The 21532-nt window shown below is 65.0% G+C and carries 26 protein-coding genes and 1 pseudogene; 11 read left to right on the plus strand and 16 right to left on the minus strand.

What is annotated here, in order from left to right:
- Window positions 1-240, minus strand: a pseudogene (locus tag J0L98_RS16770) (MBL fold metallo-hydrolase); the annotation flags it as partial.
- Window positions 237-1010: a quinoprotein dehydrogenase-associated SoxYZ-like carrier gene (locus J0L98_RS16775; protein ID WP_365954971.1), complete on the minus strand. Its 774-nt coding sequence runs from the start codon at window positions 1008-1010 to the stop codon at window positions 237-239. The pseudogene J0L98_RS16770 and the gene J0L98_RS16775, both read right to left, overlap by 4 nt.
- A gap of 232 nt (window positions 1011-1242) precedes the next feature.
- Here J0L98_RS16775 and J0L98_RS16780 point away from each other — a divergent pair, with 232 nt between their 5' ends.
- The 6 genes from J0L98_RS16780 to J0L98_RS16805 all read left to right on the plus strand — a co-directional run bounded on the left by J0L98_RS16780 (window position 1243) and on the right by J0L98_RS16805 (window position 7074).
- Window positions 1243-1977: a FadR/GntR family transcriptional regulator gene (locus J0L98_RS16780; RefSeq protein ID WP_296412969.1), complete on the plus strand. Its 735-nt coding sequence runs from the start codon at window positions 1243-1245 to the stop codon at window positions 1975-1977.
- 12 nt (window positions 1978-1989) lie between these two features.
- Window positions 1990-3504, plus strand: coding sequence for an FAD-linked oxidase C-terminal domain-containing protein (locus J0L98_RS16785; RefSeq protein WP_296412971.1), 1515 nt, complete (start codon window positions 1990-1992; stop codon window positions 3502-3504).
- A gap of 16 nt (window positions 3505-3520) precedes the next feature.
- A complete protein-coding gene (locus tag J0L98_RS16790) occupies window positions 3521-3700 on the plus strand; it encodes a hypothetical protein (protein ID WP_296412972.1) in 180 nt (59 codons plus the stop codon).
- Entirely contained in the window at window positions 3666-4754 is a 1089-nt protein-coding gene (gene glcE, locus J0L98_RS16795) for a glycolate oxidase subunit GlcE (RefSeq protein WP_296412974.1), read from the plus strand. The genes J0L98_RS16790 and glcE overlap by 35 nt, the downstream gene beginning before the upstream one ends.
- A gap of 2 nt (window positions 4755-4756) precedes the next feature.
- Window positions 4757-6004, plus strand: a complete 1248-nt coding sequence (gene glcF, locus J0L98_RS16800) for a glycolate oxidase subunit GlcF (protein WP_296412976.1) — start codon at window positions 4757-4759, stop codon at window positions 6002-6004.
- Window positions 6005-6234: 230 nt separating this feature from the next.
- Window positions 6235-7074, plus strand: a complete 840-nt coding sequence (locus tag J0L98_RS16805; protein ID WP_296412977.1) for a protein phosphatase 2C domain-containing protein — start codon at window positions 6235-6237, stop codon at window positions 7072-7074.
- Here J0L98_RS16805 and corA read toward each other — a convergent pair.
- On the minus strand, window positions 7071-8111 hold the full coding sequence (gene corA / locus J0L98_RS16810; RefSeq protein ID WP_296412979.1) for a magnesium/cobalt transporter CorA: 1041 nt from the start codon (window positions 8109-8111) through the stop codon (window positions 7071-7073). The two genes, J0L98_RS16805 and corA, sit on opposite strands and share 4 nt — an antisense overlap.
- A 194-nt stretch (window positions 8112-8305) precedes the next feature.
- Here corA and J0L98_RS16815 point away from each other — a divergent pair, with 194 nt between their 5' ends.
- From J0L98_RS16815 to J0L98_RS16825, 3 genes are read left to right on the plus strand one after another with little or no spacing between them, the layout of a single operon-like run.
- Window positions 8306-9430, plus strand: coding sequence for an NAD(P) transhydrogenase subunit alpha (locus J0L98_RS16815; RefSeq protein WP_296412980.1), 1125 nt, complete (start codon window positions 8306-8308; stop codon window positions 9428-9430).
- A 12-nt stretch (window positions 9431-9442) separates the two neighbouring features.
- On the plus strand, window positions 9443-9727 hold the full coding sequence (locus tag J0L98_RS16820; RefSeq protein ID WP_296403893.1) for an NAD(P) transhydrogenase subunit alpha: 285 nt from the start codon (window positions 9443-9445) through the stop codon (window positions 9725-9727).
- A complete protein-coding gene (locus J0L98_RS16825) occupies window positions 9727-11103 on the plus strand; it encodes an NAD(P)(+) transhydrogenase (Re/Si-specific) subunit beta (protein WP_296412981.1) in 1377 nt (458 codons plus the stop codon). The genes J0L98_RS16820 and J0L98_RS16825 overlap by 1 nt, the downstream gene beginning before the upstream one ends.
- Window positions 11104-11374: 271 nt before the next feature.
- Here the strand turns inward: J0L98_RS16825 and J0L98_RS16830 are convergent, their stop codons facing one another.
- From J0L98_RS16830 to moaC, 5 genes are all read right to left on the minus strand, one after another.
- On the minus strand, window positions 11375-11827 hold the full coding sequence (locus J0L98_RS16830) for a histidine phosphatase family protein (protein ID WP_296403878.1): 453 nt from the start codon (window positions 11825-11827) through the stop codon (window positions 11375-11377).
- 74 nt (window positions 11828-11901) lie between these two features.
- Window positions 11902-13434, minus strand: coding sequence for a CYTH and CHAD domain-containing protein (locus tag J0L98_RS16835; protein WP_296412983.1), 1533 nt, complete (start codon window positions 13432-13434; stop codon window positions 11902-11904).
- 104 nt (window positions 13435-13538) lie between these two features.
- On the minus strand, window positions 13539-13856 hold the full coding sequence (gene soxZ / locus J0L98_RS16840; protein WP_296412985.1) for a thiosulfate oxidation carrier complex protein SoxZ: 318 nt from the start codon (window positions 13854-13856) through the stop codon (window positions 13539-13541).
- A 14-nt stretch (window positions 13857-13870) separates the two neighbouring features.
- On the minus strand, window positions 13871-14335 hold the full coding sequence (gene soxY, locus J0L98_RS16845) for a thiosulfate oxidation carrier protein SoxY (RefSeq protein WP_296412986.1): 465 nt from the start codon (window positions 14333-14335) through the stop codon (window positions 13871-13873).
- Between the two features lie 4 nt (window positions 14336-14339).
- Complete coding sequence (gene moaC, locus J0L98_RS16850; protein WP_296412987.1) at window positions 14340-14819, minus strand: cyclic pyranopterin monophosphate synthase MoaC; 480 nt, start codon at window positions 14817-14819, stop codon at window positions 14340-14342.
- A 42-nt stretch (window positions 14820-14861) separates the two neighbouring features.
- Between moaC and J0L98_RS16855 the strand changes: the two genes are divergently transcribed.
- Complete coding sequence (locus J0L98_RS16855; RefSeq protein ID WP_296412990.1) at window positions 14862-16301, plus strand: M48 family metalloprotease; 1440 nt, start codon at window positions 14862-14864, stop codon at window positions 16299-16301.
- 131 nt (window positions 16302-16432) lie between these two features.
- Here J0L98_RS16855 and J0L98_RS16860 read toward each other — a convergent pair whose 3' ends face one another.
- The 7 genes from J0L98_RS16860 to J0L98_RS16890 are packed head-to-tail and all read right to left on the minus strand — an operon-like array spanning window position 16433 to window position 20845.
- A complete protein-coding gene (locus tag J0L98_RS16860; protein ID WP_296412991.1) occupies window positions 16433-17065 on the minus strand; it encodes a hypothetical protein in 633 nt (210 codons plus the stop codon).
- The gene (locus J0L98_RS16865; RefSeq protein WP_296412992.1) at window positions 17058-17618 is read right to left on the minus strand and encodes an ATP/GTP-binding protein; all 561 of its coding nucleotides are present in this window, start codon (window positions 17616-17618) and stop codon (window positions 17058-17060) included. Before J0L98_RS16865 ends, J0L98_RS16860 begins: the two co-directional genes overlap by 8 nt.
- A complete protein-coding gene (locus J0L98_RS16870; RefSeq protein WP_296412993.1) occupies window positions 17608-18795 on the minus strand; it encodes a hypothetical protein in 1188 nt (395 codons plus the stop codon). The genes J0L98_RS16865 and J0L98_RS16870 overlap by 11 nt, the downstream gene beginning before the upstream one ends.
- Window positions 18792-19265 (minus strand): hypothetical protein, encoded by a 474-nt coding sequence (locus J0L98_RS16875; RefSeq protein WP_296412994.1) that lies wholly within the window; start codon window positions 19263-19265, stop codon window positions 18792-18794. Before J0L98_RS16875 ends, J0L98_RS16870 begins: the two co-directional genes overlap by 4 nt.
- Complete coding sequence (locus J0L98_RS16880) at window positions 19262-20008, minus strand: phosphate/phosphite/phosphonate ABC transporter substrate-binding protein (protein WP_296412995.1); 747 nt, start codon at window positions 20006-20008, stop codon at window positions 19262-19264. Before J0L98_RS16880 ends, J0L98_RS16875 begins: the two co-directional genes overlap by 4 nt.
- A 2-nt stretch (window positions 20009-20010) precedes the next feature.
- A complete protein-coding gene (locus tag J0L98_RS16885) occupies window positions 20011-20478 on the minus strand; it encodes a PAS domain-containing protein (RefSeq protein ID WP_296412997.1) in 468 nt (155 codons plus the stop codon).
- Window positions 20479-20491: 13 nt separating this feature from the next.
- Entirely contained in the window at window positions 20492-20845 is a 354-nt protein-coding gene (locus tag J0L98_RS16890; RefSeq protein WP_296403852.1) for a roadblock/LC7 domain-containing protein, read from the minus strand.
- 245 nt (window positions 20846-21090) lie between these two features.
- On the opposite strand from J0L98_RS16890, the gene J0L98_RS16895 reads away from it, so the two are divergent.
- A complete protein-coding gene (locus tag J0L98_RS16895) occupies window positions 21091-21321 on the plus strand; it encodes a sulfurtransferase TusA family protein (protein WP_296403850.1) in 231 nt (76 codons plus the stop codon).
- Between the two features lie 71 nt (window positions 21322-21392).
- Here the strand turns inward: J0L98_RS16895 and J0L98_RS21630 are convergent.
- A partial coding sequence (locus tag J0L98_RS21630; protein ID WP_365954978.1) for a hypothetical protein occupies window positions 21393-21532 on the minus strand: 140 nt, incomplete at its 5' end.

Consider the following 21532-nt stretch of genomic DNA (forward strand, 5'->3'; position numbering starts at 1 on the left):
GCGCATCTGCTCGCCGTATCGTCGGGATGGCCCCGTGTCGATGACGACGACCCCTTCGGTACCGACGATGAAGCCCGTATTGACGATGTTCCCGCCATTGGAGGGATTGAAGTCGGCGAGCTCTCCCACGAAGGAATACACGCCTTCGGCGATGGCCACGGGGGTGAGCAGGTAGTCGAAGCCGGCGGCCCAGGCCTGAAAGGACAGGCAGGCGAGGAGTGTTGCGAGGAGGCGTCTCATTGGGGAATCCTCACGTTGAAGGTGTTGCCGTTGTTGTCCCTTCCGCGTGCCTGCAGGGCACCCGCGTTGCTGCCCCGGCTGAGGGTGAATACCGGGTTCTCACTGACGGGCTGCGAGACCTCCAGCCGGGCCAGGGGCCGTCCGGCCTCGTCGCTGAGGACTACGGATTCGAGGTGGAAGGGGGGAATGCCGGCGATCAGCCCAGTATCCATGGGGTGGATGATGCGCATGCGCAGTCGACCTGACATGGGCCCTTCATTCCAGGTCCGGGTGGTGACTTCGTTGAGACGCTTCTGCCATTCGGACGACGTAGAGCCCATGGAGGGCGCCGTACAGCCCCCTCCCACCGTATTCACAAGAGTGCCGCCCACGTGCCAGACCCCGTCACCGGTGCGTACTGCGGCCCTGACGGGGGTTGATTGCTGCAACTTCACGCGGAAGCCGATGTAGGCCGGGGCCGCATCGGGGTAGAAGCGCAGGATCTCCAGGATGGGGTTGAAGTCGGCAAAGACCAGAATCTCCTTTACATCGGCAAGGGCCGTGGCGTCGATGGTGATGGGGACATTGAGCGGGTTTTCCGCCGTTGTCGGGGCCTCAACCCGGACGCGGGCGTCAAAGACATACGGGGCGCCGGAGAGCATGCCCTTCTCCATGTCGCTCCAGCGGGGTGAGTCCAGGGGGTCGGTGGTCCGTTCAGCGGCGAGGACAGGTGTCGCCGCCGCTGTTGTCAGCAGGATGGCGCAGGCCAGCGTGCTTGCCAGTTTGATCACGTGATTCCTCCTTTGGGTATGGGTGTCTCTACATATATATGGAAGTGCTCTTCAATATTATCTACTAGTTGGTAGATTAACAAGGCGAGCTCCGGATGGCCTGTTGGTCGCACCGGGGCCCTCGCCGCGTGAACAGGGAGTTGGGTAGTCGAACGCCGTCTAAGCAGGCTGCTTTTGCCTATTGCCGGCTTGTCTTCTAGACTGCGAAGAAAGTTGTCTGACAAGTAGACAAATGACGCCAGATCGCCTGCCTCGCATCCTCCGACCCCATCGCCTCTCCGAGGAGGTGGGTGCCGTACTGGACAGGCGCATCCGCAGTGGGGCCTTTGCGCCGGGTGAGCGTCTGCCGACTGAGGCCCGTCTGTCCGAGGAGTTCGAAGTCAGTCGCGCCGTCGTGCGGGAGGCGATTGCCCGCCTCAAGGCCGAGGGCCTGGTGGAGAGCCGCCAAGGGGCGGGGGCCTTCGTGGCCCGGCGCCTCGGGGCGGGTATTTTCCGCATGGGCCCCGGGCTCGCCGAGGCTGACGGTGCCCTCGATATATTCGAGTTGCGCCTGATCGTCGAGGTGGCGGCGGCCGAGCGGGCGGCGCTGCGGCGTACACCCGAGCAACTGGAAGTCATTGCGTCGGCCCTGGCGCGCATGGATGTGGCCCTGGATCGTGGCGAGGACGGGGCCACTGCAGACGACGATTTTCACTGTGCCATCGCTGCGGCAAGCGGCAACCCCCTGATCGGTCGTTTCGTCGCTTTTGTGAGCCAGGAGTTTTCTGCCTCCCGGGCCCCAACCTGGAGCGCCGAGGGGGTTTCCCGGGGCCTCGCCAGGGCGGCCCGGGACGAGCATCGGGCGCTCTTTGAAGCGATTGCCGCCGGAGACGTCGAAGCGGCACGGCAGGCGGCGCAGAGGCATCTGCTCAGTGCTGCAGGACGGCTCGGGGTGGTGGTGCCTACCCCGCATGCGGCACGAGGATAAGGAGGACGTGTGATGGGCGAGCAGTTGGATATCCCCGGTTATGGCCGGATCGAGCGGGACTTCTCCCGGGTCGATGCACGGCGCCTGGTGCAGGCCCTGCTGGGCGTTCTGCCAGCGGCCCACGTGCTCCACGACCCGGAAGACCTGCGCCCCTACGAATGCGACGGCATGGCGGCCCTACGCCAGTTGCCGCTGGTCGTGGTGTTGCCGGACTCCGAGGCGCAGGTGGTGGACATCCTGAAAATCTGCGCGGGGCAGGGGGTGCCGGTGGTGGCGCGGGGTGCAGGGACCGGTCTTTCCGGGGGCGCCCAGCCCCACCGCTTCGGTGTGGTGCTGTCCCTCGCGCGTTTGAACAGGATCATCGCCATTGATGCCCACGCGCGGCGGGCGGTGGTGCAGCCGGGGGTGCGCAACCTGGCGATCTCCGAGGCTGCTGCGCCCCTTGGCTTGTATTACGCCCCCGATCCTTCGTCCCAGATCGCCTGCACCATCGGCGGGAACGTGGCCGAAAACTCCGGTGGGGTGCATTGCCTCAAATACGGCCTGACCATCCACAACTTGCTCAAGGTGCGGGGTGTGACCATCTGCGGTGACATCGTCGAGTTTGGCAGCCTGGGGCTGGATGCACCGGGTTACGACCTGCTGCCTTTGGTCACGGGGTCCGAAGGCATGCTGGCGGTGGTGACCGAGGTCACGGTCAAGCTCACCCCCAAGCCCCAGCTCGCCCAGTGCCTGCTGGCAGCCTTTGACGATGTGGTCAAGGCCGGGGATGCCGTGGCCGGGATCATCGCTGCCGGCATCATTCCGGCGGGGCTGGAGATGATGGACCAGCCCGCCACCGCTGCAGTGGAGGAGTTCGTGCATGCGGGCTATCCCCTCGAGGCCCAGGCCATACTTCTTTGCGAGTCCGATGGCACGCCCGAGGAGGTGGCTGAAGAAGTCGGGCGGGTGCGAGCCCTGCTGGAGCAGAGCGGTGCGACCGAGGTTCGCGTGTCCCGGGATGAGGCCGAGCGCCTGCGTTTCTGGGCCGGCCGCAAGGCGGCTTTTCCGGCGGCTGGGCGGATCTCTCCGGACTACTACTGCATGGACGGGACCATCCCGAGAAAGCGCCTGGGCGAAATGCTGAAGGCCATCCAGGCGATGGAGAAGAAGTACGCCATGCGCTGCATCAACGTCTTTCACGCTGGCGACGGCAACCTGCATCCGCTCATCCTTTTCGACGCCAACAAACCCGGCGACCAGCATACGGCCGAGGCCTTCGGTGCCGAGATCCTGGAGCTGTCGGTGGCGTTGGGCGGCACCATCACGGGCGAGCACGGGGTTGGCATCGAGAAGATCAACCAGATGTGCAGCCAGTTTGCCACCCCGGAGATCGCCGCCTTCCATCGGGTCAAGGCGGCGTTTGATCCGGCCGGTCTGCTCAACCCGGGCAAGGCCATCCCGACACTTAACCGATGCGCGGAGTACGGCCGGGAGCGGATGGGGGCAGGCCAGCCGGTGGCGCACCCGGATCTGCCGCGTTTCTGACGATCAAGGGGTGGATGTGATTTCCGAAGGATGGCTGCAGTTCCTGTTTGTTGCGGTGCCGGTGTTGTCCCTGGTGGGCACCTGGATGGGGCTGCGCACGGCCGGTCGGCTGGTGCAGCGACGCAGGGACGAAGAGCGGGCAGCCAGCAGGCAAGAGGCGGATGAGCGTGGACGATCTGATTCTGCAGTGGAGTGAGCGTGTCCGGGAGGCTGCGGCTTGCGGTCAGGCCCTGTGCCTGCGCGGTGGCGGGACGAAGCGCTTCTATGGCCGGCCGGAGCAGGGGAAGCTCCTCGATACGCGGGCCTGCCGCGGCATCATCAACTATGAGCCAAGCGAATTGGTGGTGACGGTGCGTGCCGGGACGCCACTGGTCGAACTGGAGGCGGCGCTGGCGGCCCAAGGCCAGATGCTGGCTTTCGAACCACCCCATTTCGGGCCCGGGGCGACGATAGGTGGCTGCGTTGCCGCCGGTCTGGCCGGGCCGCGGCGGGCTGCTGTGGGCGGTGTGCGCGATTTCATCCTCGGTGTCCGCATGATTGACGGGCGAGGCGAGGTGTTGCGCTTCGGCGGTGAGGTCATGAAGAACGTGGCCGGCTACGATGTATCCCGGGTGCTTGCTGGCAGTCTTGGCACACTTGGTCTGATCGTCGATGTGTCCCTCAAGGTTCTTCCACGACCGGTCGCTGAGGCCAGCCTGCGCTTCGAGATGGGCGAAGCGGCTGCCCTGCACCAGCTCAACGTGTGGGGCGGGCAGCCCCTGCCGATCTCGGCCAGCGTCTGGCACGACGGGATCCTTGAACTGCGCCTCTCCGGTGCGGCCGCGGCGGTGGAGGCGGCTATCGGACGACTTGGCGGTGAGCGCATTCCCGACGCCGTCGCCGAGGCGCGCTGGCGTGCGCTGCGCGAGCATACGGATTCCTTCTTTGCCGGCGCGCAGTGCCTGTCGTCCCAGGCGCCCCTATGGCGTCTGTCTCTGCCCAGTGACGCCCTCGCCATCGAGTTGGATGGTGCCCAGCTCGTGGAGTGGGGCGGCGCTCAGCGCTGGCTGTGCTCCGGCCTGTCGCCGGAAGTGATACGGGCACGGGTGGCTGCCCTGGGAGGGCACGCCACCCTGTTCCGCAACGGCGTGCGCGAGGGCGCCGTGTTCCATCCGCTGACGGCGCCCATGCTGGCGCTGCAGCGCAATCTCAAGAACGCGTTCGATCCGGCGGGGGTCTTCAACCCTGGCCGCCTGTACGAAGGGCTCTAGGCATGCAGACGCATCTTGCCGATTTCATCCGTGAGACACCTGAAGGCCGCGAGGCCGAGGAGATCCTGCGCAAGTGCGTGCATTGCGGTTTCTGCACCGCCACGTGTCCCACCTATCAGTTGCTTGGTGACGAGCTGGACGGCCCTCGGGGACGCATCTATCTGATCAAGCAGGTTCTGGAGGGCACTCCCGCGACAGAGAAGACGCGCCTGCATCTGGATCGCTGCCTCACATGCCGCGCCTGCGAATCCACCTGCCCATCGGGTGTGGAGTACGGACGTCTGGCTGATATCGGCCGTCACGAAGTGGAGCGGCAGGTGCCGCGCAGGGGGGCTGACCGCTTGTTCCGCGAGGCCCTCAAGGGGCTTGTGCCGAGCAGCGGGCTGTTTGGCGCGGCGATGGGAATGGGACGTCTGTTCAAGCCATTGTTGCCCCGCGTGCTGGCCGGAAAGGTGCCGGATGCACCCCCGGCGGGGCATTGGCCGCCCCCCCGCCATGCGCGTCGGATGATTGCCCTGGCCGGCTGCGTGCAGCCTTCCATGCGCCCTTCGATCAACGCGGCCACGGCCCGGGTGCTTGATGTGCTTGGTATCTCACTGGTGGAGCAGGCTGCGGCGGGCTGTTGCGGCGCCGTCCGCTTTCACCTCCATGATCAGGACGGTGGCCGGGACGATGCCCGGCGCAACATCGATGCCTGGTGGCCGGACATTGCGGCGGGGGAGGTCGAGGCCATCCTTGTGACGGCTTCGGGCTGTGGCGTGCAGGTGAAGGACTACGGCCACATGCTCCGGGACGACCCGGCGTATGCCGGGAAGGCTGCCCGCGTGGCAGCCATGGCCCGCGACCCGGCCGAGGTCTTGGCTGCCGAGGCGGCGGCACTGCAGGACGTCCTGGCGGGCTGCGGCGCCCCCCGGTCGGTCGGGAAGATCGCCTTTCACGCGCCTTGCAGCCTGCAGCATGGCCAGAAGGTCCGCGGTGTCGTGGAGGGAATTCTGGGCGCTGCCGGCTATACGCTCACGCCCGTTGCCGATGCACATCTTTGCTGCGGATCGGCCGGCACCTATTCGCTGTTGCAGCCATCCTTGTCCATGCAGCTACGGGCCAACAAGCTGTCTGCCCTGGAGGCAGACCGCCCCGAGCGGATTGTCTCGGCCAACATCGGTTGCATCGAGCATCTGGGCGCCGGCTCGAGCCTACCCGTTCAACATTGGATTGAGCTGATCGATGAAAAAATCACGAAGAGAACCTAAAAGGTAAAGGGTGTCCTCCGTTTGAAAGAAATTAACAGTTAAACTGCTGGGACATTCTTGCCATGTTAAACAGCCAGAGTGTTTGCGTTGAACAGCTTGATCGCCCTATCGCCCGAATGCCAGAAATTGCTTGTCATCCCATCAAGTCCGTCCCGGTGTCCTGGAGTCCAGCCGGGCGGAAGACCTGCGTCCAGTGCGAACGTCAGTTTTCTGCCGGTCTTCAGTAGATCATGCTGAATCCGAGCTTTTCATCCCTGTCCGACCCTGAAACGACAAGCGCCAAGAAGCGCTATCAGGCAGAAGCCTGTGTTGCCAAGCATACCGGCGACCGGACGGAGCAGCAGGACCGTGCGGCCGTTTTTGCCCATCCAAGCCGCAAGGGCACCCTGATGGCAGTGCTGGCCGATGGCATGGGGGGGCATTCCGGTGGTGCCATGGCGGCCGAGCAGGTCATCCTGAAGGCCCGCCAGAACTTCGAGTCTTTCGCGCCGGCATCCGAGAGCGCCCCTGATCTGCTGCGCAGCATCATTGACGAGGCGCATATCGTCATCAAGCTGACGCGTTTCACCAGCGAACAGGACCCTCACAGCACGGCGGTCGTCTTCATGATGCAGCCTGATCGGGCGGATTGGGCGCATTGTGGCGATTCCCGCTTCTACCATTTCCGCTCGGGGGCATTGGTGTCGCGCAGTTCCGATCATTCGCTGGTGGAGGAGCTGGTGCGCAAGGGGCGTCTTGACTCCGAGGGTGCCCTGCGCCACCCCAACCGCAATGTGCTGCTGTCCTGCCTGGGTTCCGAGCGGGAGCCCCGGGTGGACGTGGGGCATGTGTCGCCGCTGGTGGGGGGGGATGCCTTTCTGCTGTGTTCGGATGGCTTGTGGGCCTACATTGGTGAGGAAGAGGCGGGCTCCATCCTCGCCAGCCAATCCCCGCGGGACGCCGCGTCAGCATTGATCGAGCTGGCTCGCCAGCGTGCCCGGGGGGGCGGGGACAATATTTCGCTGGCCATCGTCAAGCTGGTGGAAGTGCCCAACCGCCCCCGCACCGACTACGCGGGCATGGGCGGTTAGCGAGTCCTCAGCCAGTTTCTGCGCCAGAATGCGGCGGCCATCACGGTTGCCGCGCCGAGCATCATTCCCAAAGCCAGCCTGAAACCGTCATGCTCGTCGAGCAGGGGCATCTGACGGAAGTTCATGCCGAAGATGCCGGCAATCAGCGTGGCGGGCATGAACAGGGTGGTGAGCACGGTGAGGATACGAACTTCGGTATTGAGGCGGTTGCTGACGCTGGAAAGGTAGATGTCGAGGAGGTCGGCCAGCAGATCGCGCACCGACTCCAGGGATTCGAGCACGTGGACGGTGTGGTCGTAGATGTCGCGCAGATAGAGGCGCGTGTCCGGCGTGAAGAAGCCGTTGTCGGCCCGGGACAGGCTGTTGAGCACTTCGCGCAGGGGCCACAGGGCCCGGCGCAGGAGCAGGGCCTCGTGCTTGACCCGATTGATTTCGGCGAGCAGGGAGGGGGTGGGGTTGCTCAGGGCCCGTTCTTCCAGATCCTCGGCCTGATCGGTCAGGTGGTCGAGCATCACGAAGTAGCGGTCGACGAGCGTGTCGAGGAGCGCATAGGCCAGATAGTCGCAGCCGTGGCTGCGCATGGCACCGTTTTCTGCGCGCAGGCGTTCGCGGATGGCTTCGAAGTTGCCGGTGGCGCGCTCCTGGAAGGTCAGCACGAAATTTCGGCCGAGGACGACACTGACCTGGTCGGAGTTGAGGCTGCGGTTTTCGGCGTCAAAGTCGAAGCTGCGGGCAACAATGTAGATGTAGTCGGAGAATTCGTCGCTCTTGGGACGCTGCTGGGTGTTGAGGATGTCCTCCTGGATCAGGGGGTGCAGCTTGAAACGCCGTCCGATCTCGGCCATTACCGCAGGGTCGTGGAGGCCGTGGACGTTGAGCCACAGCTTTTCCCGGGTTGGCTGGTGAAGGCGGGACGCTTCCAGGGAGTCGAAGTGCGTTTCGGTCACGCCGCGGGCATCGTATTCAATCAAGGTGATACTCGGCTTGACGGTCTTGATCTCGCCGACATGCACCAACGAACCGGGCGGCAATCCCAATTTTCGGAGGAAGCGGGTTCGTTTTTTGCTAGACTTTCGCATCTTTTTCGCGCTGTTCGGAAGAGATATTGGATTTTATTCATGAACCGGGTGGTGTATCCGGGGAGTTTGCCGGAGATGTGCCAGCCAAGGTGTCTTGTCGCCGAAACCCTCTCGCGACGATATCAAAATTCCAACTACCCTTAGGAGCTTCCATGCCTCTGGTCATCGGTGTGACCAAAGAGCTTACGCCGGGTGAGCGCCGTGTCGCGCTCGTTCCGGACGTTGCCAAGAAATATCAAGGGCTTGGAGCTGCACTGCAGCTTCAGGTCGGTGCCGGCGAAACGGCCTACTACCGAGACGAAGATTTCGGCGTGGCGGAACTTTCGACCGAGCCCCAGTCGGTGCTGCAGACGGCCGACGTGATCCTGCAGGTCCAGCCCCTCGGGCTCGAAGCCCTGGCCCAGCTCAAGCCGGGTACGGTGCTGGTCGGCCTGCAGCAGCCGTGGTCGAGCCGCGAGCGCGTCGAGTTGTTGCTCCAGAAACAGATCACCTGTTTCGCTTTGGAGCTGTTGCCGCGTATCAGCCGTGCCCAGAGCATGGACGTGCTGTCCAGTCAGGCGGCCGTGTCGGGCTATGAATGCGCGTTGATTGCCGCTGATCACAGCCCGAAGTTCTTCCCCATGCTCACCTATGCGGCCGGCACCATCCGTCCGGCCAAGGTGCTGGTGATCGGGGCCGGCGTAGCCGGTCTGCAGGCCATCGCCACCGCCAAGCGCCTGGGGGCCATGGTCTCCGGTTATGACGTGCGCCCCGAGACCCGCGAACAGATCGAATCGCTCGGGGCCAAGTTTGTCGATACGGGGGTGTCGGCTGCGGGTACGGGGGGCTACGCCCGCGAACTCACGGACGAAGAGAAACGCCAGCAGGCCGACAAGCTTGGCAAGGCCATTGCCGAGTGCGACGCGCTCATCACCACCGCGGCGATTCCCGGCAAGAAGGCGCCGGTCATCGTCACCGCGGAAATGGTGGCGCGCATGAAGCCCGGCTCCGTTGTGGTGGACATGGCAGCCGAAACCGGTGGCAACGTGGCCGGTACGGTGACAGGTGAGAAGACCTGGGTGGGGGACGTGCTGATCATCGGCCCGACCCACATTGCCAGTCGCATGCCTGTACATGCCTCCGAGATGTACGCCAAGAACCTGTTCAATTTCATCTCGCCCTTCATCAAGGACGGGGCCCTGGCCCTGGACTGGGAGGACGAGGTGCTGTCCGGCGCATGCCTGACCCACGCGGGCGAACTCCGCCACGCGGGTGTCAAGGCCGCGCTGGGCCTTTAAGGAGCGCTTCCCATGGATGGAATGCTTGCACTCTACATCTTCATGTTGGCGGCCTTCACCGGCTATGAAGTCATCTCCCGTGTGCCGGTGATCCTGCACACGCCCTTGATGTCGGGCTCCAACTTTGTACATGGCGTGGTGCTGGTGGGCGGCATGATCGCCCTCGGCCAGGCCGAAACCCCGCTTGAGCAGGCCATCGGCTTTGTCGCCGTGCTGCTCGGGGCGGCCAATGCGGCGGGCGGCTACGTGGTGACCGAACGTATGCTGGCCATGTTCAAGGCAAAGGAGAAGAAGTAATGGCGATCAAGTGGTTGATTGACGCGAGCTACTTCGTCGCCGCGATCCTGTTCATTCTCGGCCTGAAGGGCATGAGCTCGCCGGTTTCGGCACGCAAGGGCATCGTGTGGGCCGGTGTCGGCATGGTGCTGGCCACCGTCGTCACCTTTCTCACCCCGGGCATGAACAACTTCGCCCTGATGGTCATTGCCATTGCCCTGGGTGGTGCGGTGGCGTGGATTTCCGGCAAGAAGGTCGCCATGACCGACATGCCGCAGATGGTGGCCATCTACAACGGCATGGGTGGCGGTGCGGCTGCCGCGATTGCCGCGGTCGAATTCGCCCGCGGCGAGATGCACGGTACCGTGGTGACCCTTCTGGCCACCCTCGGCGCGCTGATCGGCGCCGTGTCCTTCTCGGGTTCGGTGGTGGCCTGGGCCAAGCTTCAGGGGGTCATGAAGAAGGCCTTCCGGCTGCCTGCCCAGAACGCGGTGAACATCGTGCTGGCACTGGTGACGGTGGCCGTCGGTGGCGCTATCGTGATCGCGCCGACGATTGACCCGCTGCTGGTGGGTGCTTTCTTTGTGCTCGCGTTGCTGCTGGGCGTCATCATCACCCTGCCCATCGGCGGGGCCGACATGCCGGTGGTGATCTCCCTGTTCAATGCCTTCACGGGGCTGGCGGTCGGCTTCGAAGGTTTCGTTATGGGCATCCCGGCGCTGATCATTGCCGGCATCGTGGTCGGCGCGGCCGGTACGTTGTTGACCCAGCTGATGGCCAAGGCCATGAACCGGCCGATCAGCAACATCCTGTTCACACCCATGACCGGTGTGGCCAGCGGTGGCGAGGCCGTGGAGGGCGAGCAGAAGGAGGTCGGCGCCATGGATGCGGCAGCCCTGATGCGCTACGCCAGTAAGGTCATCATCGTGCCGGGCTACGGCATGGCTGTGGCCGGCGCCCAGCACAAGGTGTGGGAGATGACCGAGCTGCTGGAAGAGGCGGGTGTCGAGGTGGTGTTTGCGATCCACCCGGTAGCGGGCCGCATGCCCGGCCACATGAACGTGCTGCTGGCTGAGGCCGGGGTGCCCTATGACAAGATCTTCGATCTGGAAGAGATCAACGGCGACTTCGCCCAGGCCGACGTGGCCCTGGTGATCGGTGCCAACGACGTGGTCAACCCGTCGGCGCGGACCGACAAGTCCAGCCCGATCTACGGCATGCCCATTCTCAACGCCGACATGGCCCAGAACGTCATCGTGGTAAAGCGCGGCAAGGGCACCGGCTACTCAGGTATCGAGAACGCCCTGTTCTACAAGGACAACACCCGTCTGCTCTACGGCTCTGCCCAGCAGGCCATCGGAGAGGTGATCCAGCACGTGAAGGCGCTGTCGGTCTGATTCGTCAGACTCAGCCCTGAAACGGGAAACGGCCTGCAGGCGGTGCTTGCAGGCCGTTTTTTCATCGGCGCGACGGGCCCATCTGTTGCCCAATCATTTGGGGGGCGGGCAACGTCATTGACGCGCAGCCCTTTCCGCTGTGCGACGCCGGGAAATGCTGGGGATCAACGACCAGCGCCGCTTCACCCTCCTGCGAGGTTGAATGGACTCTACCCCATGGACGGTCATTCGGCGTCCTGGCTCCGGGAGGGCTGCCGAGGAAAAAACGGACTCAGACCAAATCAGCCGGCATTACCGCCCGCAGCACGGTCTGGGTTTCGTCGTCGCGGACGCGGTTGGAGAACCACCACAGGGCGCCCTTCTTGATGGTCCAGTCGGCTTCCTGGCCGGAGAGGAGGAGGGAGGCGAGGCGGCCGAGTTCGGGCTGGTGGCCGACGATGAGGACTGCGCCGCCGCCGTCAGGCCATCCACAGGCGCCGAGGATATCGGCGATGTCGTTTCCCGGGGCAAGTGCGGGTACGACTTCGAAGCTCTGGGTGAAGGCGCTGGCCGTCTGGCGAGTGCGGGTGGTGGGGCTGACGAGTACCCTGAGTTTCTTGGGGCGGCGGCTGTCCAGCCACTCCGCCACCTTATGGGCCTGGCGCAAGCCCCTTTCAGTCAGTTCCCGCGTGTTGTCCGGTATTCCGTCCACGGCTTCGGCGTGGCGCCATAGCAGCAGGTCCATTGTCTTTCTCCCCTCGTTCTTTTTATCAAGAGGCCGGGAGTCTGGGGCCGGCATGTTACCGGCCGATGAATCCGTCAGCGCCGCCATGGTGCCTTACCCCACAGGATGGGCTCAAGTGCGGGCAGGATGTTCCTGCGCAGGCGGGCTATCCGCGGCGCATGCCAGCCTGCGACGAAGGCTGCGCCGCTGCGCAGTTCCGGGTCTTTTCCGGCCCAAGCCTTGAGACGGGTGCGGGCAACCGCTTCGTCATTGAGGTAGCCGAGGGTCTCCTGGATGTCGGCAATGTCATTGGCGAAGCGCACGGTGGCTTTCTCGGGGAGCAGGGGCAGCAGAAACTCGATGCCGTAGCGGAGGCGCTTGAGGGACACGCGCAGTTCGTGGAGCTTGTCGGGGTGCAGGTCGGCGGCAGCGCCATAGCGTTTGCGGGCGCGCTTGCGTAGCTGGGTGAGCTGGAGGCGGGCGAAGGTGGTGAGGTTGGCGGACTTGACCAGTGAGTCGCTCTGCAGGGCGTAGAGATCGGAGGCCAGGGCCAGCATCTGGCGACCATGGCTGGCGGCCAGTAGCTGCTCGCGTGCGGCAGTCTTTTCCCGGTCGCGACGGTCGACGGCCATGGCAATGAGGCGTTGGGTGGCTTCATCGGCAAGGCCGGATTCGGCCACCGGGCTGAGCACTTCGGCCAGCATCACGTCCAGGTCCCGGGCGGCGCCGAGTCCATCAGCGGCCTCCTTGAGTCCGTCAGACCAGCGCACGACGAACTCGGCCGGCAGGGCCGGGCCGAACAGGCGCAGGGCCGAGCGCAGACGGCGCAGGGCAACGCGCAGTTGGTGGATGAACTCCGGATCGTCGCTTTCCCGGGCGCCCGATTCGTTGGCCTGCCACAGGGACAGGCAGTCGAAGCCGATGATGCGGAAGGCGTCCACCGGGGACTGCTCGGCGCTCAGGCGCGACGGGCGGGCCTTGGCGGGGCGCAGGGCGTGGTTGGAGAACAGCCGGTAGCCGCGTTCGGCCTTGCTCACGTTTTCGGGGGTGAGGGGCAGGCTTTCGGCGAGCTGGAGTGCAAGCGCGTACAGATCCCGGGGGTCGCCTTCAACAAGCTCGAGCTCCAATTCGCACAGGGGGCGTGACTGGCCTTTGGCCTCTATGTTGCCGCTGTCGATCATGGCCAGCACGCGCACACCTTCACGGGGGGAGAGAACGCAGGTTTCGCGCTTGAAACGGGTGGTGAAGACCGGCACCAGGTGTGGCAGCAGGCTTTCGAGACGGCTGCGCACGTCGTCCCGGTCAATGGCCGAGAAGTCGAAGCTGCCGTTGGCAAAGGGCTGTTCCCATTCAGGGCGTGAGGACAGGCCGCCGGTGGATTCGGCGGCGCATTTCACGGTTTGCAGCCATCGGCTGCCCGCCTTGCGGGTGCGCACGGCCATGCGGCGTTCGCGCAGTTCGAGTTCCGGGGTGTCGAAATAGGTGTTTTCGAGGGTGCAGGTGCGCCCTTCACGAGGGGCGTCCGCGATCAGCGGGTGGCGGCGCAGGGCAGCGAGGGACTTTTGCGGGAGGGTGAGCTTGAGTTCGATTTCGTGGCTCATGGGGGCCGTCGGCGGAAGTGGAGACATCACCACCGCCGGGAAGGCGGTGATTGCGCCCGATTCTAGCCCCGTGGCGCGCCCCTGTCTTGCGCGCCCGTATTACATCGCCGCGGGCGCTGTCAGGGGCCTGCTCAACCCGCCGCGAACGCCGCTTCGGCGTTGCCCTTCTGTCCCTTGTTGTCGAGCCAGGCAATGCTGACCTTGTCGCCGGCCTTGATGCCCTGCAACTGGAAGGCAAACAGCGGGTTGGTGGAGACGGCAGTGCCCAGTGCCCCCTCGATGACGGGGCGGCCGTTGAGACTGAGGGTGATGGATGTGATGAAGTGTGCCGGCAAGGCCTGCCCGGCCGGGTCGCGCCTTTGCCCGCTCTCCATGGGGTGGGGCATCAGTACACGGACTTCGCCCTCGGTGCCCTTGACGGTGGCGCGGATCTTGATGGGTTCGGACATGGGGTGTGCTTCCTTTAGTCGCCGCAGCCGCCGACGGTGACCTTCACCTCGCGGAACACGGTGTAGTGCTTGCCACCCGCGGTTGCCACCACACGCAGGCGGGAGCTTTCTGCCATGCGCAGCTTGGCCTGGAAGCGGGCGGTGGCTTCTGCTGCGAAATTGAACTGCAGGGCCAGGGGCAGGGGGTTCCTGTCGATGAGAATGGAGAGCCTTGTCGTACCCGGGATGCTGCTGGCAACCTCGATGGGGACGGCGGCACCATTCTCGGCCACCTCGGGTGCCTTGAGCTGGATGTCGCGGCTGGTTTCGGCGCCGGCGGCGCCGATCAGGCGCAGGGCATCGGCTGCCGTCCTGGCCTCGAAGGCAGCGCGGTTGAAGCTTACCGCCAAAGCGCGTGTCGGGCTGAGGAGGCCGGCGACGACCAGGGGCGCGAGTGCCGCGGCACTACCAAAGGCTTGCAGGAAGTCACGTCGTTGCATGCGGTCAGGCCTCCGCTTTCCAGTGCCCTGATTTGCCGCCTTCCTTCTCCAGCAGGCGGATGCCGGTCATGGTCATGCCGCGATCAACGGCCTTGCACATGTCGTAGATGGTGAGCAGGCCGATCTGAACGGCGGCGAGGGCTTCCATCTCGACGCCCGTGCGGCCGACAGTCTCGGCGGTGACAGTGCAGTGGATGGTGTCGTTGCCCTCAGCGGTGAAGTCGGCTGCGACGCGGGTCAGGGGAATCGGGTGGCACAGGGGGATCAGGTCGGCGGTGCGCTTGGCCCCCTGGATGGCCGCAATACGGGCGATGCCGATGACGTCGCCCTTGCGATTGTCGCCCGCCAGGATGCGGGTGAGGGTGTCGGGCTGCATCACGATACGTCCTTCGGCACGTGCGACTCGGCGGGTCTCGGACTTGGCCGAGACATCAACCATGTGGGCCTGGCCGTGGGCGTCGAAGTGGGTGAGGGCGTCAGTCATGGGGCTGCGGGAACCGTTCGCGGGGTCGCGTATCATAGCACCGTGAAAAAACGTCTGATCGCCACCTTGCTGTGCCTGGCCCTGGTGCCGCGCAGCTATTCCCAGAGCCTGCCCGATCTCGGGGACAGCGCGTCCGCCGATCTGTCGCCGTTGGCCGAGCAGAAGATCGGGACGCAGATCATGCGTGATATCCGCTGGCACGATCCCGCCTATCTGCGCGATGCGGAGATTGAGGACTACCTCAATACCCTGGGCGATCGCCTGGTGTCGGCGGGTGCAGGTGCCGGGCTGTCCTTTGAGTTCTTCGGGGTCAACGACACTTCGCTCAACGCCTTCGCCATGCCGGGGGGCAAGATCGGTGTGCATGCTGGTCTGATCCTGGCAGCCCAGGCCGAGTCCGAGCTGGCGGGTGTGCTGTCCCACGAGATCGCCCATGTCACCCAGCGCCACATTGCACGCATGGTCGGGCAGCAGGGGCGGACGGGCATGCTGATGCTGGCTTCCCTGCTGGTGGCAGTGCTGGCGGCCAAATCCAGCGCCCAGGTCAGCCAGGCGGCGATCATGGCAGGGCAGGCCGCGGGAATCAGTTCCCAGTTGGCCTATTCGCGGGATTTCGAGAACGAGGCCGACCGGCTGGGGGTGCAGAACCTCTCCGCGGCGGGCTTTGATGTGCGCGGTATGGCCAGCTTCTTCGAGCGCCTGCAGAAGAACAGCCGTCTTTATGAGAACAGCGCACCTGCCTATCTCCGCACCCACCCGCTGACTGCCGACCGGATCACTGAAATGGAGGGGCGGGTGATGCAGATGCCCTATCGGCAGGTGCCGGACTCCCTCGATTTTCAGCTCGTCCGGGCCAAGTTACGGGTGGGCAAGCAGGCTTCCCCCGAATTACTCGGCGAGCTTGAGGCCAACGTGAAGCGGGAGGGGGCATCGGCGGCAGCCCACTATGCGCTGGTGAGAGCCTATCTCGGGGCGCGGCGGATGGGCGAGGCGGAGCGCGCGATGGTGGCCTTGCGCAAGCTGGCACCCTCGTCGGCAATGATCGAGGGACTGGAGGCCGACCTTTTGTTGGCACGGGGTGACCATGCGGGCGCCGCGAGGGTTTTTCGTGAGGGGAGGGGGCGCTTTCCCCAGTCCCTGCGACTGCTCTATGGCGAGGCCACGGCCCTGATCGACGCCGGTCGTCCTGCGGAGGCGCTGGCGCTGGTCAAGGCGGAGATCCTGACCACGCCGGACAATGGCTTCCTGTGGGAATTGCGGTCGCGGGCGGAGTCCGTGCTCGGTCTGCGTTTGGCCCAGCACCGCTCGCTGGGCGAGCTGTATGCCATTCAGGGCAATTATGCCGCGGCTGCCGAGCAGTTCTCCCTCGCCCAGGCAGCAAAGGACGGGGACTTCTTTGAGCACTCGGCTGTGGATTCGCGGCTGAGGGAAGTGCGGGCGCTGTTGGCCGAACAGCTCCGGGAGCGACGCGAGCAGCGTTGATGGTGGCCTCGGGGCCTGTGTGACGTTTGTCTCCGGCGGTCGGAGTCCGCTCCGGGGTGCGCGCCCGTACAGGGTGCACGGCCTGCATTACGGAGGTGTGGGTTGATCAGGGCCGCGAAGTTGCATGCAAATCAGACCTTGCCGTAGCGGACATAGAGCGCCCATACGAGCTCTGCGAAGGCGCGCTGGTTGAAGCGCGGTCGCCCGCTCACCGCGAGGGCAAGGCGTGTCCGGCCGATATGTACCGGCCAGAAGCTCAGGCCGCTGATGCCGGCTGCATCCACGTTGCCCCAGCCATCCAGGAGGTGTTCTCCCAGGCGTGACAAGGCCTGAGCCTGGCGTTCGGCAACGGACAGGATGTCCGCACCGACGGCGGCGAGGGCCTCGCCGGTGTCACTGGGGTAGCCGGCGATGGCGAGGCAGAAACCCATCCGGTCTGCGAGCACCGCCTGCCCCGTGTCGCTGAGGGCAGCCAGAAGGCCCGGAAGGGTGGACTCAAGGGTGCCGATGGGCGCCATGCGGGGGCTTGGCCAGGCTTCGAGGCAGGCTTCCTCCTGGAGCTTGAGCAACACTTCGAAGGCTTCGTCGCGCGTCGCTCCCGGGGTCCATGCCCGCAGGGCTTCCATGCTCAGCAAGGGACTCATGGCTTCCTGGAGTACGCCGAGCAGGATGCCTCGATCCATGCCCGGATCACTGCGGGACACGGCACGCCACGCGCCGTAAGGGGTAACGGTCAGGTATGAGCCGGGAACAATTTCAAGCATCGCTCAATCCGGGGTTGAGGGTGTACAAGAGCGCCTTGACCAGCATGGCCACGTCCTCCCGCTTGCGGGCGTCGGCACGGAATACGGCAGGCAGCGGTGTGATTCCAAGCGCGATCAGATGACTGCGGTAGGCGTCCAGAGCGGGCTCGGGGGCCCGGTCCATGTGGGTGACGCCGATGGCCACGGCCGTGCCGGATATGAACTGCTTGAATGCGGCCAGATAGCCTTCCAGATCCTTCAGGGGGGCTGTGTTGGCGTTGTTGATCAACAGGATCAGGCCGATCCCGCCTTCAGACAGGATGTCCCACATGAAGCTGAAGCGCTCTTGGCCAGGGGTGCCGTAGAGCATGACCTTCTCGCCACTGGGCAGGTTGAGGACGCCATAGTCCATGGCGACGGTGGTGGTGCGCTTGAGGCGGGCGGTGTCGTCGCTGGCGACCGCTTCGGTGCTGACCGTCGGAATGTCGCTGAGGGCGTTGATCGCAGTGCTCTTTCCTGCGCCAACGGTGCCGGAGAAGATGATCTTGTTGTGGCGGGCACGTTCAGACCGCATCGCGGAGCTTTCTGAGGATTCGGGAAAGGATGGAGGGGCGTGCCTGGCGTTCGGGCATGGGCGGAGCAGGGGGCGACGCGGCAGCAGTCTGCTCGGGCTGGAAACTTGTGTCGAGCAGATTGGCAAAATGGGCTGCCGAATACACCGAGAACACGTAGCGATGCGGGATGCCAAGGCGTGTCGCGATGTCGACCGGACTGGCCGGCACCCGGGTCCATAGGGCGGCAATGCGCAGGGCGTGGGGCGAAACGCACGCGCTTGTGAAGTTCGGCCAGGCCCGGAGTCGGACCGGCAGGTAGGGATTGGTGCCGCTGGGCAGGCGTCCCCGGGCGGCCCAGGCCGCGGCGTTCCACAGGAAGTCCTCAGCGGCGAAATGGACCAGGGAGTTTGTGGCATCGTCGATGATTGGCGTGCTGACAATGCGCCCGGTCGCCTCGGGGAGCTGGGTCATCGCCAGTGGGCGTAACTGGTTCTCGCGGAAGGCTGTGACGCAGACGGGCTGCGGCCGGGACTGGATGCCGATGAGGCGCTGCAAGCCGGCGATGACATGGGGGCGCCCGCTGGCACCGGCCTGGGCAAGGGCCTTGTGCAGGCGGCCGACGAGGTAATCGTCCGGGTCGAAGAAGAGTTTGTCGGGCAGTGCACCGCCCTGCGCGGCCGGTATGTCATCCATGGCGCCGCAGAAATCCCGTTCGTCCTCGCCCATGAGGCTATGGCCCTGCGGTGCCGGCGGCATGGGCGGCGGCTGGTGTGGCGCGGTGTGCGGGTGGGGCGGGGGTTGGCGTGCTGTCGGTGCCCGCGGTGGTGCCGCAGCGATCAGGCGTGACGCGTCGGCCCTGGCCTGGGCCAGCGTCAACGGCAAGGACTCGAGATTGAGCGGCTTGCCCAGGACGGGCCGCGGGTGAAAGCGCGACGCGTGGTCGCGGGGGTGGAAGGCGTAATAGACGATTCCGATCCGCGGATTTCCGGCGAGACGTTCGAGGGCAGTCTCGATGCCGGGGCGATCACAGTCCACCAGCACGACGTGCGCCTCTTCGAGGGTGTCGACGAGGTGTACGGCGCGCGTCCAGTGGCGCTCGATGGACAGTCCGATAAGCCTTGCGTCCATGCTGCCCACGTGAAGCAGGTGGAGGGCGCAGGTTCCGCTCGTCGGGGGCGCGGCCTTGGAGGGGGTCACGGCAGATCCGTTGCGGTGGCAGAGTGGCGCATGAACCGGAGGCTGCCCTCGACCGGTCTGGCCAGCACGCTGCCGGGGCAGGCGACCTGTGGGTCATGCCTGTCCAGGCCGGGTTCAAGACGCGCGCTGAGGTAGTCGGCCAGCCCGGCAGCGGCAAGGGTGGTGGCGTGGCGCTGCAGGACACGTTGGCGCAAAGCCCTGCCGCAGGGGCCCAGGACGATCCAGAAATCGACGATTGCCGCCGTGACGGCAGCGCTGTCATCGAGGTCGGTCCACAGGGAGATCCGTTGCAGATGGGTGTGCAGGTTGCGGGGCCGACGCCCGACCTCGGCAGCCAGCAAGGCCCCTGTGGCCGGGCTGCACCAGTGGGAGGCGATGCCAAGGGTGCGCACCGGCAGGCCGAAAACTGCCGGTGGGGCCGGCGGGAGAATGCGCCCGGGGGCATCGGGATCAATCAGGAAGGGCGTCACGTGGTCAGCGTGGAGATGATATCGATCATGAACTCCACGTCCTCCTGCTCCAATGCCTGCCAGCGCTGGGCGCCGAGTGCCGTGAGCATGGCCTGACCCTTGTCGGACTGATGCATGGACAGCAGCAGCCCGGTGATGGCTGTCGCGTGCTCAAAGAGGATGGGGCCGATCAGGAAAGCATGGTGGATCACCTGGATCTGGCTGGCAACCAGGACTCTCAAGTCGCGCCGCACCAGGGACGAGAGATTCTCAAAGGCCTCTACGGGCATGAAACCGAGGTCGGCATCTCCGCGGAGCAGGGCCTTGGCCACCTGGATGTAGGTCTCGCGGCGCAGTTCGGTTGTATTGTTGCCGTCGAGGTTGGCCGGTTCGAGAAGGATGCGCCCGATGGTGTTGACGCAGGGATCGTCGGCACAGGCGATGCGACTGCCGGCCAAAAGGTCGGGCACGGCCTGTGTAGGGCTGTCGGCCGCCACGACGATGACCATTTCATCGGGTTTGCCTTCGGGGCGTGCGATCGCACGGAAGCCCTGTTCCCGGACAAGGAGCGATGCATCGAAGGGGTTGGCGTAGATCATGTCCACCTTGCCCGCTGCGATGGCCTGCCGCTGGGCGCCAAAGTCGTTGTGAAGCTCCAGGTGGATGGGCAGATCCAGGCTGCGCTGCATCCAGGTATTGAAAATATACCAGTCGGAAATGCGCTCGTTGGGGAAGCTCGGGCTTACGGTGAAGTTGAAGGCCATGGTCAGCGCATTTCCCGATAGAGGGCTTCGGCGGCGGCGACCTTGTCGCGGGAGGGCTCCCGCCGAACCGAGGTGTAGCCGACGATCATGCCGTCGCGGACGTTGGGGACCACGGTTGCATAAACCCAGTAGTGACCGCCATCCTTGCGAAGGTTTTTGACGTAGCCGTTCCACTGGCGCCCGGACTGGACGGTGTCCCAGAGATCGCGGAATGCGGCGGCGGGCATGTCGGGGTGGCGCAGGATGCAGTGGGGCTGGCCGATCAGCTCGGCGGCGGGATAGCCGGACATGTCCACAAAGGACGGATTGCACTGGGTGATGATGCCGCGCGTGTCCGTGCGGGAAACAATGAGCTTGCCGCGGGGGTAGGGCGTTTCGACGCCCGTCACGTAAACCTGACGCCGGCTGCCGTCTGCGAAGGTGAGGAGATGCGCGGAACAGGCTTCGTTGCTGGCGACCATGTCATCCATTGCCGGATGTCCGTCAGCCCAGGATGCGGCCGATGGCATCCGCGGCCCGGCGGACGTCAAGGAACACCAGCCCGAGTTTTGCATTGGGTTTGGCCATCACGGTGAGCACGGCATCCGCGCCGGCCTGGACCATCAGCACATAACCCTTCTCGCCCTTGATCAGCACCTGGTCGAGGTTGCCCCGGGAGAGTTCCCGTGCCGTGCGGTCGCCGAGGGACAGCATGGCGGCGCTCATGGCACCGACCCGGTCTTCGTCGACGGTATTGGGCAGCAGGGCCGCCATCATCAGGCCATCGGATGAAATGATGGCCGAGGCCTCGATGTCCGCAGACGTGCCATTGAGGTCGTTGAGAACGGTTTGAAGCATGTTGGAGCGCATCGTGCAATACCTCGGAAAATGGGCAGAGTGGAATTTCCCTGGCTGACGCGGAGCCACAGGGTTCATTGTGCCGCGCGGCGGGCTGGTCGGTATGTCCCGGGTGAAGTTCGCCTGTCATTATTTCACACTCAAGCTTCGGTTTCTCAGGGGATACGCCCATGCGCCCGGTGTTCCGGGATCGGCGGCAACAGGTAGAATCCTGTCTTGAATGCCTTTCATGATGGAGCTGCACAATGGATTTCGACAAGGAAGTGGATGCCCGCGGCTTGAACTGCCCGCTGCCCATCCTGCGCGCCAAGAAGGCGCTGGCCGAGATGCAGCCGGGGCAGGTGCTGCACGTGCTGGCGACCGATCCCGGGTCTTCTAAGGATTTTGCGGCCTTTGCGCGGCAGACGGGCAATGAGCTGGTATCCCAGGCCGACCTGCCTGACAATGCCTTTGAGTTTTTTCTGCGCCGCAAGTAGGCGTTGATGGATGGCAGCATGAAAAAGGGGAGCCGACTGGCTCCCCTTTTTCATGCTGCGCTGCGCTGGACTCAGCGTTCGGCGAGCTTGGCCAGCTGGGGCTTGAGCTTGTCGACGGTGGCGCTGAAGTTGGCCAGGCGCTCTTTCTCCTGGGCCACCACGGCGGCGGGGGCGCGGGCCACGAAGCTCTCGTTGGAGAGCTTGGCGTTGG

Origin of the sequence: Zoogloea sp. (assembly GCF_017302315.1) — a bacterium.
Classification (GTDB): Bacteria; Pseudomonadota; Gammaproteobacteria; order Burkholderiales; family Rhodocyclaceae; genus Zoogloea.

Bases quoted from the DNA above. Each gene is read 5' to 3' on its own strand.
- J0L98_RS16860 (WP_296412991.1), bottom strand. From the start codon at position 17,065: ATGCTTGAAATTGTTCCCGGCTCATACCTGACCGTTACCCCTTACGGC.
- J0L98_RS16785 (WP_296412971.1), top strand. From the start codon at position 1,990: ATGGGCGAGCAGTTGGATATCCCCGGTTATGGCCGGATCGAGCGGGAC.
- J0L98_RS16880 (WP_296412995.1), bottom strand. From the start codon at position 20,008: ATGGCCTTCAACTTCACCGTAAGCCCGAGCTTCCCCAACGAGCGCATT.
- J0L98_RS16835 (WP_296412983.1), bottom strand. From the start codon at position 13,434: ATGTCTCCACTTCCGCCGACGGCCCCCATGAGCCACGAAATCGAACTC.
- moaC (WP_296412987.1), bottom strand. From the start codon at position 14,819: ATGACTGACGCCCTCACCCACTTCGACGCCCACGGCCAGGCCCACATG.
- J0L98_RS16885 (WP_296412997.1), bottom strand. From the start codon at position 20,478: ATGGATGACATGGTCGCCAGCAACGAAGCCTGTTCCGCGCATCTCCTC.
- glcF (WP_296412976.1), top strand. From the start codon at position 4,757: ATGCAGACGCATCTTGCCGATTTCATCCGTGAGACACCTGAAGGCCGC.
- J0L98_RS16820 (WP_296403893.1), top strand. From the start codon at position 9,443: ATGGATGGAATGCTTGCACTCTACATCTTCATGTTGGCGGCCTTCACC.
- J0L98_RS16815 (WP_296412980.1), top strand. From the start codon at position 8,306: ATGCCTCTGGTCATCGGTGTGACCAAAGAGCTTACGCCGGGTGAGCGC.
- soxZ (WP_296412985.1), bottom strand. From the start codon at position 13,856: ATGTCCGAACCCATCAAGATCCGCGCCACCGTCAAGGGCACCGAGGGC.
- glcE (WP_296412974.1), top strand. From the start codon at position 3,666: ATGAGCGTGGACGATCTGATTCTGCAGTGGAGTGAGCGTGTCCGGGAG.
- soxY (WP_296412986.1), bottom strand. From the start codon at position 14,335: ATGCAACGACGTGACTTCCTGCAAGCCTTTGGTAGTGCCGCGGCACTC.
- J0L98_RS16865 (WP_296412992.1), bottom strand. From the start codon at position 17,618: ATGCGGTCTGAACGTGCCCGCCACAACAAGATCATCTTCTCCGGCACC.
- J0L98_RS16830 (WP_296403878.1), bottom strand. From the start codon at position 11,827: ATGGACCTGCTGCTATGGCGCCACGCCGAAGCCGTGGACGGAATACCG.
- J0L98_RS16805 (WP_296412977.1), top strand. From the start codon at position 6,235: ATGCTGAATCCGAGCTTTTCATCCCTGTCCGACCCTGAAACGACAAGC.
- J0L98_RS16895 (WP_296403850.1), top strand. From the start codon at position 21,091: ATGGATTTCGACAAGGAAGTGGATGCCCGCGGCTTGAACTGCCCGCTG.
- J0L98_RS16825 (WP_296412981.1), top strand. From the start codon at position 9,727: ATGGCGATCAAGTGGTTGATTGACGCGAGCTACTTCGTCGCCGCGATC.
- J0L98_RS16780 (WP_296412969.1), top strand. From the start codon at position 1,243: ATGACGCCAGATCGCCTGCCTCGCATCCTCCGACCCCATCGCCTCTCC.
- J0L98_RS16890 (WP_296403852.1), bottom strand. From the start codon at position 20,845: ATGCTTCAAACCGTTCTCAACGACCTCAATGGCACGTCTGCGGACATC.